This is a genomic window from Alcanivorax sp. HI0007 (assembly GCF_001635525.1).
Classification (GTDB): Bacteria; Pseudomonadota; Gammaproteobacteria; order Pseudomonadales; family Alcanivoracaceae; genus Alcanivorax.
In genome coordinates this window covers 58764-68046 of record NZ_LWEJ01000097.1, presented here as the reverse complement: position 1 = coordinate 68046, position 9283 = coordinate 58764, and the positions used below count along the sequence as shown (strand labels likewise).

9 protein-coding genes are annotated in these 9283 nt (G+C 57.7%); 7 read left to right on the top strand and 2 right to left on the bottom strand.

The annotated features are described in order from the left end of the window. Positions 1-336: 336 nt before the first annotated feature. Both A3714_RS06150 and A3714_RS06145 read left to right on the top strand, forming a co-directional pair. Positions 337-1086, top strand: a complete 750-nt coding sequence (locus tag A3714_RS06150; protein WP_062817978.1) for an electron transfer flavoprotein subunit beta/FixA family protein — start codon at positions 337-339, stop codon at positions 1084-1086. Further along, complete coding sequence (locus A3714_RS06145) at positions 1086-2015, top strand: electron transfer flavoprotein subunit alpha/FixB family protein (protein WP_063509882.1); 930 nt, start codon at positions 1086-1088, stop codon at positions 2013-2015. Before A3714_RS06150 ends, A3714_RS06145 begins: the two co-directional genes overlap by 1 nt. Before the next feature lie 70 nt (positions 2016-2085). On the opposite strand, the gene A3714_RS06140 is transcribed toward A3714_RS06145, so the two are convergent. Then, positions 2086-2994 carry a hypothetical protein gene (locus tag A3714_RS06140; protein ID WP_063509883.1) on the bottom strand — a complete coding sequence of 303 codons (909 nt, stop codon included), beginning with the start codon at positions 2992-2994 and terminating at the stop codon, positions 2086-2088. Positions 2995-3184: 190 nt separating this feature from the next. On the opposite strand from A3714_RS06140, the gene A3714_RS06135 reads away from it, so the two are divergent. Next, positions 3185-3967: an SDR family oxidoreductase gene (locus tag A3714_RS06135; protein ID WP_063509887.1), complete on the top strand. Its 783-nt coding sequence runs from the start codon at positions 3185-3187 to the stop codon at positions 3965-3967. A gap of 112 nt (positions 3968-4079) precedes the next feature. On the opposite strand, the gene A3714_RS06130 is transcribed toward A3714_RS06135, so the two are convergent. Beyond that, entirely contained in the window at positions 4080-5174 is a 1095-nt protein-coding gene (locus A3714_RS06130; protein ID WP_063509884.1) for an NAD(P)/FAD-dependent oxidoreductase, read from the bottom strand. Positions 5175-5376: 202 nt separating this feature from the next. On the opposite strand from A3714_RS06130, the gene A3714_RS06125 reads away from it, so the two are divergent. The 4 genes from A3714_RS06125 to A3714_RS06110 are packed head-to-tail and all read left to right on the top strand — an operon-like array spanning position 5377 to position 9271. Next, complete coding sequence (locus tag A3714_RS06125; protein WP_063509885.1) at positions 5377-6816, top strand: circularly permuted type 2 ATP-grasp protein; 1440 nt, start codon at positions 5377-5379, stop codon at positions 6814-6816. After that, positions 6810-7739 (top strand): alpha-E domain-containing protein, encoded by a 930-nt coding sequence (locus A3714_RS06120; RefSeq protein WP_063525746.1) that lies wholly within the window; start codon positions 6810-6812, stop codon positions 7737-7739. The genes A3714_RS06125 and A3714_RS06120 overlap by 7 nt, the downstream gene beginning before the upstream one ends. Next, a complete protein-coding gene (locus A3714_RS06115) occupies positions 7736-8533 on the top strand; it encodes a transglutaminase family protein (RefSeq protein WP_063508011.1) in 798 nt (265 codons plus the stop codon). The genes A3714_RS06120 and A3714_RS06115 overlap by 4 nt, the downstream gene beginning before the upstream one ends. Before the next feature lie 18 nt (positions 8534-8551). Then, positions 8552-9271, top strand: coding sequence for a proteasome-type protease (locus A3714_RS06110; protein WP_063508010.1), 720 nt, complete (start codon positions 8552-8554; stop codon positions 9269-9271). The last annotated feature ends 12 nt before the right edge of the window (positions 9272-9283 follow it).

The window sequence follows — 9283 nt, the reverse complement described above, 5'->3', positions numbered from 1 at the left end:
CCAAACCGCACCACTGCCTGGGTTGGCCGCAACGCCCGCTGCATTGTTACCGGGTGTTGATCCGGTGGGGCGGCCACTGCAACCATTTCAAACAGGTGTTCGGATTATCCCTTGCTAGCTGGTTGATTTACAAGGAAATGGCCGACCGTAAAGTCACGAAAAGTGGACACCTTGCAGAGTCTATTTGCAGCAAAATCATTCGCTTACAGATTTTCGGCCTATTGACCTGCTTTGGCCGAGCGTTCAAGATAGCGGCTCTTTCGCGGGGGTGGACCCGGCAACGGCGTCAATTCGCCTCCTTCTACATGTCACCCAATGGAACATTCCGAGGATCCTATGAAGGTTCTTGTACCCATCAAGCGAGTCATTGACTACAACGTCAAGGTTCGCGTGAAGGCGGACAACTCTGGTGTTGATCTCGCTAATGTCAAAATGGCCATGAACCCCTTCTGTGAAATCGCTGTAGAAGAAGCGGTGCGCCTGAAAGAGAAGGGTGTGGTTACCGAAATCGTTGCCGTTTCCATCGGTCCCAAGACCGCTCAGGAGCAGCTGCGTACTGCCATGGCACTGGGCGCTGATCGCTCCATCCTGGTAGAAACCGATGAAGACGTTCAGCCGCTGGGCATCGCCAAGGCACTGAAAGCCATCGTTGACGAAGAAAAGCCGGACCTGGTGATTCTCGGCAAACAGGCTATCGACGGCGACAACAACCAGACCGGCCAGATGCTGGCTGCGCTGACCGGCATGCCGCAGGGCACGTTCGCGTCTGAAGTGGACGTGGCTGACGGTAAAGTGAAGGTGACCCGTGAAATCGACGGTGGCCTGCAGACCGTTGAGCTGAACCTGCCGGCGGTGGTTACCACCGACCTGCGTCTGAACGAGCCGCGTTATGCGTCTCTGCCGAACATCATGAAAGCCAAGAAGAAGCCGCTGGACACCAAGACCGCTGCTGATCTGGGCGTTGACCTGACTCCCCGTGTGACCACTGTCAGTGTGGAAGCCCCGGCCGAGCGTCAGGCTGGCATCATCGTTGGCTCCGTTGACGAGCTGGTTGAGAAACTGAAGAACGAAGCGAAGGTGATCTGATGAGTGTATTAGTTTACGCCGAACACGATAACGCCGCGCTCAACAAGGTCACCCTGAGTGTGGTTGCTGCTGCCAAAGAAATCGGCGGCGACATCACTGTGCTGGTAGCCGGTAAAGGCTGTGGCGCTGTTGCTGAAGAAGCGGCCAAGATTGATGGCGTTTCCAAGGTACTGTGCGCTGACAATGACGCCTACGAGCACCAGCTGGCCGAGAACGTTGGCGATCTGGTTGCTGAAGTTGGCGCGGATTACAGCCACATCCTGGCTGCCGCTACCACCACCGGCAAAAACTTCGCGCCGCGCGCTGCAGCGCTGCTGGACGTGGCCCAGATCTCCGAGATCTCCGACGTGATCGACGCGGATACCTTCAAGCGTCCGATCTACGCCGGTAACGCTATTGCTACCGTGAAAAGCAGCGATGCCAAGAAAGTGATCACCGTGCGTGGTACCTCTTTCGACGGCGTTGCCGCTGAAGGTGGTTCTGCTTCCGTTGAGAACATCGACGTTGCCAAGGACGCCGGTATCTCCTCCTTCGTGGGTGAAGAGCTGGCCAAGTCCGACCGTCCCGAGCTGACCTCTGCCGAGATCGTGATCTCCGGTGGTCGTGGCATGGGCAACGGCGACAACTTCGAAATCCTGTACAAGCTGGCTGACAAGCTGGGCGCTGGCGTGGGTGCATCCCGTGCTGCCGTTGACGCAGGCTTCGTACCCAACGACATGCAGGTCGGTCAGACCGGTAAGATCGTTGCGCCGAACCTGTACGTTGCTGTGGGCATCTCCGGTGCCATCCAGCATCTGGCCGGCATGAAAGACTCCAAGGTCATCGTTGCGATCAACAAGGACGAAGAAGCCCCCATCTTCCAGGTGGCGGACTACGGCCTGGTCGCTGACCTGTTCGAAGCGGTACCGGAGCTGGACGGCAAGCTGTAAAAAGCCTGCAGTCAGCACCAACAAAAAACCCGGCCTTGTGCCGGGTTTTTTGTTATGGGATTGCGCTCAATCAGTCTGACTCCGGCTCTGTACACTCCAGCCTTACACTAACCTGAAGATCCGGCCAGGGGTCACTGATGTGGGTGGCGTCGCAGCGAGGCGTCAACCCAAAGGCGGGATCAGTGGGGGAGAGGGTGGCGAACCATTCGCCGCGAGGCCGGCCATTAAAGGCGTCGGTTGACTCACCGGCCCCCAGAGTGATCGGCCCGACGGCAGGATCGCTTGTGCGAAGCTGAATCGCATGTCCCGAGGTATTTGTCACCGTTATCACCTGCACGCTGTCACTGGCATAGCGTCGCTCACGCCATCCGTACTCCCGATCCAGATCGATGGATTGCCATCCGGGTGTGGCGCCGTTGCACACAAAGGGAAAGTCGAAATCCCGGGTACTGGGAGGCGAGAGTTGCAGCATTTCGGTGGCGACGGACATGTCATAGGTCTCGCCATCCGTGATCAGCGTGGCGGTAAACCGGGTACTGGCTTCGGGAGTGACTGTGCGGGAATCCGCCAGGGCCTCGTTTTCGCCATTTACCGGTGGGCTCAGGGTAAGCGTGTCAGCGGTGACCGTGATCGCAAAGGGGGGATAGCAGCCATCATGATTCGGGCAAACCTGGGCAACGCCGGGAGGAAAATCGGAGGGGCAGCAGTAGCCGTCCACACACCGTCCATCACTGGGGCATTCTGATGCCGTGGCACAGCTTGGTGCCGTGCTGTATGCGTCACCGAAAACGCTGCAGTGCGATTCGTCACGGGGCATATTGCGGGCATCCCAGCTGACGGTGATCGGGTCGCCGGGACAGAATAAACGGGGTTCCGCTTTCAGTTGCGCCGGGTCACCGGGTAGTCCATCCAGTTTTACGGCGCAGGCAGAGATCAGTAAAAGAGAAAATAGAAAAGCGGCAAGCAGTCCATTGCGCATCGTTGTTACTCCCTTGTGTTGGTGATAATGCCTCTCTCGGTTGGTGCCATTCCTGCTGCCGGGATTGGCGCAGGGCGAGTCAGTTAAGTGTAGGGTCCGGCAAACAGGAAAGGGGTGAACTGTCTCACTATTAGCACGGATAATGCGTTTCCATCATGACGGACCCTATTTGGCATATCGGGGGCACTCCATGCAGATCTTCAAGGGTAAAACGGCGCTGATTACCGGTGCATCCAGCGGCATTGGTGAGGAAATGGCTAGGCAGCTGGCTGCGGTGGGCTGCAATCTGATTCTGGTAGCGCGGCGCACTGAGCGACTCGATTCCCTTGCCGCGGAGCTGGCATCGGTCACCGTTGATGTGATTACGGCTGATCTGTCTGATCCGCAAGCAGCCGAAGCGGTGTTTGCACAGACGCAGGCCGCCGGGCGGCAGGTGGATATTCTCATCAACAATGCCGGCTTTGGTTTCCAGAAACCGCTGTTGTCGCTGCCGGTGGCGGATCAGCTGGGCATGATCGATGTCAATGTACGGAGCCTGCTGGTGCTGACTCAGCGGTTTGCCGCGCCCATGGCGCAACGGGGCCAGGGCTGGGTGCTCAATGTGAGCTCGGTGTCTGCCTGGTTTCCGATCCCGGGCATGGCCACCTATGCAGCCAGCAAGGCCTGTGTGCTGCATCTGAGCCGTGCTCTCCACGAAGAACTCAAACCAGCGGGCATTGTGGTGACGGCACTGTCCCCCGGCGGCACCCGCACCGAGTTTTCGTCCATCGCCCGTGAGCGGATGGACCCGGATCTGGAAAAAGCCATGATGCCTGTGGACGTAGTGGCACGGGCCGGGCTGGAGGCGCTGGCCAGTGGAAAAGCAGTGGTGGTTCCCGGGGCCTTGTATCGAGTCATGGTCTCTTTGGTGCGGGTATTACCTGCTAGCTGGGTGACGCGTTTGGCGGGAAGGGTAATGGGACGTCATCACTGATATCGCTCTCAATTTCCGCTGAGCGTAGGGTGCACTGAGCCCAGGGCGAACTGCACCACTGAAACGCCATATGGTGCAGTTCGCCTTGGACTCAGTGGCACCCTGCATATATTTAACCCTGACTGGCGATGTCTTCCGCAATGGCCAGTGCTGCTGTCAGGCCGGGGGACTCTATTCCCAGCAGATTGATCATGCCTTTGATGCCGTGTTCCTTTTCATCCTGTATCAGGAAATCCCGCCAGGGCGCTCCGTTGACGAATAACTTGGGGCGGATACCGGCATAGGCGGGGGAAAGTCTCTGGGGGGCAAAGGACGGCCAGTAACGACGTATGGCGTTTTCGAACTGCGGTCGCCGTGACGCGTTGACTTGATAATCCCGCTGCGCGATCCATTCCACATCCGGGCCGAAGCGGGCGTTGCCGGCCAGGTCCACGGTAAGGTGAATGCCCAGTCCATCGCTTTCCGGCAAAGGATAAACCAGCCGTTGTGTCGGGCTGCGGCCCGCCAGTGAAAAGTAGTTCCCCCGGGCCAGCCGTTGCTCGGGAATGCCGTCTGCGGGGAACCCATGGCAGTGCTGCAGCAGTGGTACGGCACCCAGGCCGGCGGCATTGATGAGATGCCGGCACTGTAACTCGAAGGGCCCCTCGTCACTGTCTACCAGCAGCAGGAAATGCGCCTGATGGCAATCAATCCGGCGCACCCGGTGGCGATAGCAGAGCAGGGCATGATGTGCCTGCGCCTGCGCGGCAAGACATTGCATCAGGGCGTGACTGTCGACAATCCCGCTATGTTCACTGAGCAGCGCCTCGCAGGCATGGAGCCAGGGTTCCTGGCGACCCAACCACTGCTGGCTACATGGATGCAGGCCGGTGGCGCCGCTGTTCAGAGCGTTCTGGTGCAGTTGCACCAGCGTGTCCTGTTGCCCTTCATTGGCGACGACCAGCTTGCCGCACTGCCGGTAGGGAATGTTTTGTTCCTGGCAGTACCGATATAGCAGGGCATTGCCGCGCAGGCACAGGCGGGCTTTCAGAGAGTCCGGTGGGTAGTAGAGACCGGCGTGGATGACCTCGCTGTTGCGGGAAGAGAGGTGTTCGCCAAAGTGTCGTTCCTGCTCAAGCAGTACCACCGACCTTGAAGGGGCCAGTTCACGGGCGATCGCCAGGCCGACGACGCCGGCACCGACGATCACGGTATCAACCTGCTCCATGTAGCCTCTCTCTGCCGGTTCCCGTCCTGTGCGCTATTTTGGACATACTGATCCGTGCTTGTCGAAACCGGTGCTTCATTATGAAGCAGGGCGGCTCTGGAGTGGGGTCGCTGACCGGTCTGTTGAGCGATTTTCTGGCATGGGACTTGCTCAATAACTTTCATGGAAGGCGCAAAGCCTTTCTTGAGAGAAGGAAAGTGCCATGCGGTCATTAACGTTGCCGGCCGTTGCCGGTTTTGATGAGATGATTGCCCCGGGCCGAGGTATTCGGACGCATTATACGCAGTACCACGACTGGCTGTTGCAACAGGACGGCCAAAGCCTGGAAAGAAAGCGCAGGGAAGCGGAGCTTCAGTTCCACCGAGTGGGCATTACATTCAATGTGTACGGTGAGGATAGTGGCACGGAACGGTTGATCCCCTTTGATACCTTGCCTCGGGTCATTCCGGCCTCCGAATGGCAGAAGCTGGAGCGCGGGGTGATACAACGGGTCCAGGCGCTGAATCTGTTTCTGCACGATATTTACCACGATCAACGCATCATCAAGGAAGGTCACCTGCCGGCTGAGCAGGTATTCGGCAATGCCCAATACCAGCCCTGCATGCAGGATGTGGATCTTCCCAATCAGGTTTATTCGCAAATCAGCGGTGTTGATCTGATCCGCGATGGCGAGGGTGCCTGGTACGTGCTCGAGGATAACCTCCGTACCCCTTCCGGGGTCAGTTACATGATCGAAAACCGTCGCATGATGATGCGGCTTTTCCCGGAACTGTTTGCCAGACAGATGGTGGCACCGGTTGATCATTACCCCTCGTTACTGCTGGAAACCTTGCAGCAGAGCGCCCGTCACAGTAACCCCACGGTGGTATTGCTGACCCCGGGGCGTTACAACAGCGCCTATTTCGAGCATGCCTTTCTGGCGCAGCAAATGGGGATCGAACTGGTTGAGGGAGCCGACCTGTTCGTGAAGGAAGGCTGCGTCTTCATGCGGACGACCGCGGGCTCCCAGCGGGTGGATGTGATTTATCGGCGGGTTGACGATGCCTACCTGGACCCTCTGGCATTTCGTCAGGATTCCATGCTCGGTGTGCCCGGCTTGCTGTCCGTGTATCGAGAGGGAAGGGTGGTTCTGGCCAATGCGGTGGGTACCGGGGTAGGGGATGACAAGTCCATTTATCCCTATGTGCCAGCCATGATTCGCTTCTATCTGGATGAAGAACCGATCCTGGCCAACGTGCCCACATGGCAGTGCCGCCGCAAGGATGAACTGAAACACGTTCTCGCCAATCTCCCGGAGCTGGTCGTCAAGGAGGTCCATGGGGCCGGTGGCTATGGAATGCTGGTGGGGCCGGCGGCCACCCGGGATGAAATCGCTCACTTCCGGGACCGGTTGCTGGCAAACCCGGATAACTATATTGCCCAACCGACACTGTCACTCTCGACCTGCCCGATTTTTGTCAATGAAGGCATCGCTCCCCGCCATATCGACTTGCGTCCCTTTGTGCTCAGCGGGAACGAAACCCGGGTTGTCCCCGGTGGCTTGACCCGTGTGGCCATGAAAGAGGGATGCCTGGTTGTGAATTCCTCCCAGGGCGGCGGCACCAAGGATACCTGGGTGCTGGAGGAGAGAGAGCCATGCTGAGTCGTACTGCTTCTGACCTGTACTGGTTGTCCCGTTATTTCGAGCGGGCGGAAAATACCGCGCGGATGCTGGACGTGGTCTGGAACCTGTCGCTGATCCGCTTTGCGGTGGATCTGGAATCAGAGTTGATGGCGCCGCTGGCGATTACCGGGTCCGGAGAACGCTACAAAAGCCGCTATGGCAACGTGACCATCGGCAACCTGCTGTATTTCTTTACCCTGGACGAGGATAACCCTTCCAGTATCTACCAGTGCCTGCGGCAGGCCAGAAGCTGTGCCCATGCGGTGCGCGGCAAGATTACCGCGGAGATGTGGGAGAGCGTGAACAGTACCTGGATCGAGCTGAAGGATATCCATCAAACCGGCTTGCAGGATTACGGAGAAACGGCGTTTTTCGAGTGGGTGAAAAACCGCTCTCACCTGTTTCGTGGGGCGACCTACGGCACCTTGATGCGCAGTGATACCTTCAACTTCCTGCGTCTGGGCACCTTCGTTGAGCGAGCGGATAACACCGCACGGATTCTTGATGTGAAACATCAGGACGGGGATGTGGAGTCCAATACCACCGTGGATTACTACCGCTGGCATGCATTGTTGCGCTCTGTGGGAGCCTATGAAGCCTACCGGGAAATGTATAGCGAGCCGATTAACGCGGAGCGTGTGGCTGAGTTGCTGATTCTCCGTCCGGAGATTCCACGCTCGTTGTTATCCTGCCTGCAGATGCTTTGCCAGTTCCTGCCCAGCATTGAAGGGGACGCCGGATTACAGTCCAAGCGCCTGGCAGCGGTGCAGCTGGCGCGGCTGCAATACGGTGATATCGAGCACGTTACCGACATCGGTCTGCATGACTACCTGACGGATTTTCTGCGTCGGATTAATGAATTGGCGGATACCATTCAATCTGAATATCTGGAGCTGGTATGAAATTGTCGATCCGTCACAGTACGGAATACCATTATTCTGAGCGAGTAAAGCACAGCACGCAGTATCTGCGACTGACCCCCAGGCCCTCCGCCCGGCAAAAAATTCTCAGTTGGGAAATGGATTTGCCGGAGACGGCGGAACGGGCGTCTGATGGGTACAACAACATCCTCCACGTGCTCACCCTGGATCAACCGCATCAGGAGATTCGGTTGTCGGTCAGGGGACTGGTGGAGATCACGGATGAAGATGGTGAAGACGCGGATCAGCGCCTGTCACCCCTGGTTTTCACGCGCATGACAGAGCTCACTCACCCGGATGAAGCGTTATTGGAGCTGGCGCACCGTCATGCTGGCCTGCCCGTGGATGCGCGGCTTGAAGCCCTCAGCGAGACGATACTCTCTGCCATGCCCTTTACCCCCGGAGTAACGGATGTGGCCAGCAACGCGGCGGAGGCGTACCGGGGCGGGTATGGGGTTTGTCAGGATCATACCCATGTGTTCCTGGCCTGCTGTCGTGCCCTGGGATTGCCGGCCCGCTATGTCAGTGGTTACCTCTACAGTCAGGATTCAGAGCATGTGGCGAGTCATGCCTGGGCCGAAGTCTGGCAGGACGGTAGCTGGCATACCTTTGATGTGACCAATCAGACCCGGTTACCCCGGCACCATCTGAAGCTGGCAGTGGGTCTGGATTATATGGACGCCTGTCCAGTGCGTGGCGTACGCTTCGGTGGTGGGATTGAGTCCCTGAAGGCGGTGGCAGAGGTGCGCCAGTCGTCTTCTTCCCGTTGCCAGTGATCGTGCGGAGTCTCGAAGATGACCTATTGCGTTGCCATGGCTCTGCAGGATGGCTTGGTGTTTGCTTCCGATTCGCGAACCAATGCGGGGGTGGACCAGATTGCCACCTATCGCAAGCTACACAAATTTGTGGTCGACGATGAACGGGTGATTATCATCCTGTCGGCGGGAAATCTGGCCACCACCCAGAGCGTTATCAGCTTGTTGAATATGCGTCTGAACAGCGATCAGGCGAATCTTTTTGGTGTTCGCTCACTGTATGAGGCGGCCACAGTGATAGGTAGCACCAGTCGTGAAGTGGTGCGTCGCGATGCCGGGCAAAGCCAGGGCAATGTGGACTTTGGCAGCAGTTTCATTGTGGGTGGGCAAATTCATGGTGAACGTCATCGCCTGTTTCTGGTGTATCCGGAGGGCAATTTCATCGAATGCACGCCTGATACCCCTTACTTCCAGATTGGTGAAACCAAATACGGTAAACCCATCCTGGATCGTGTGGTGGACTATCAGTTACCCCTGCAGGCAGCGGCCAAATGTGCTCTCATCAGTCTGGACTCAACGATTCGCTCCAACCTCTCGGTGGGGCTGCCTCTGGATCTGTTGATCTACCAAAAAGACGGTTTTTCTGCCGACAATCATCATGATGTTACCGATCAAAATTCGGATTTCCGGGTCCTGGGCGAAGCCTGGTCCCAGGGCTTGCGGGAAGCCTTTTCGCAATTGCCGGATATGAATTGGTAAGAGAGAAACGGA

What these genes read in the sequence shown, in the direction of transcription:
- A3714_RS06110 (WP_063508010.1), top strand. Translation starts at nt 8,552, where the DNA reads ATGACCTATTGCGTTGCCATGGCTCTGCAGGATGGCTTGGTGTTTGCT.
- A3714_RS06115 (WP_063508011.1), top strand. Translation starts at nt 7,736, where the DNA reads ATGAAATTGTCGATCCGTCACAGTACGGAATACCATTATTCTGAGCGA.
- A3714_RS06145 (WP_063509882.1), top strand. Translation starts at nt 1,086, where the DNA reads ATGAGTGTATTAGTTTACGCCGAACACGATAACGCCGCGCTCAACAAG.
- A3714_RS06135 (WP_063509887.1), top strand. Translation starts at nt 3,185, where the DNA reads ATGCAGATCTTCAAGGGTAAAACGGCGCTGATTACCGGTGCATCCAGC.
- A3714_RS06125 (WP_063509885.1), top strand. Translation starts at nt 5,377, where the DNA reads ATGCGGTCATTAACGTTGCCGGCCGTTGCCGGTTTTGATGAGATGATT.
- A3714_RS06150 (WP_062817978.1), top strand. Translation starts at nt 337, where the DNA reads ATGAAGGTTCTTGTACCCATCAAGCGAGTCATTGACTACAACGTCAAG.
- A3714_RS06120 (WP_063525746.1), top strand. Translation starts at nt 6,810, where the DNA reads ATGCTGAGTCGTACTGCTTCTGACCTGTACTGGTTGTCCCGTTATTTC.
- A3714_RS06140 (WP_063509883.1), bottom strand. Translation starts at nt 2,994, where the DNA reads ATGCGCAATGGACTGCTTGCCGCTTTTCTATTTTCTCTTTTACTGATC.
- A3714_RS06130 (WP_063509884.1), bottom strand. Translation starts at nt 5,174, where the DNA reads ATGGAGCAGGTTGATACCGTGATCGTCGGTGCCGGCGTCGTCGGCCTG.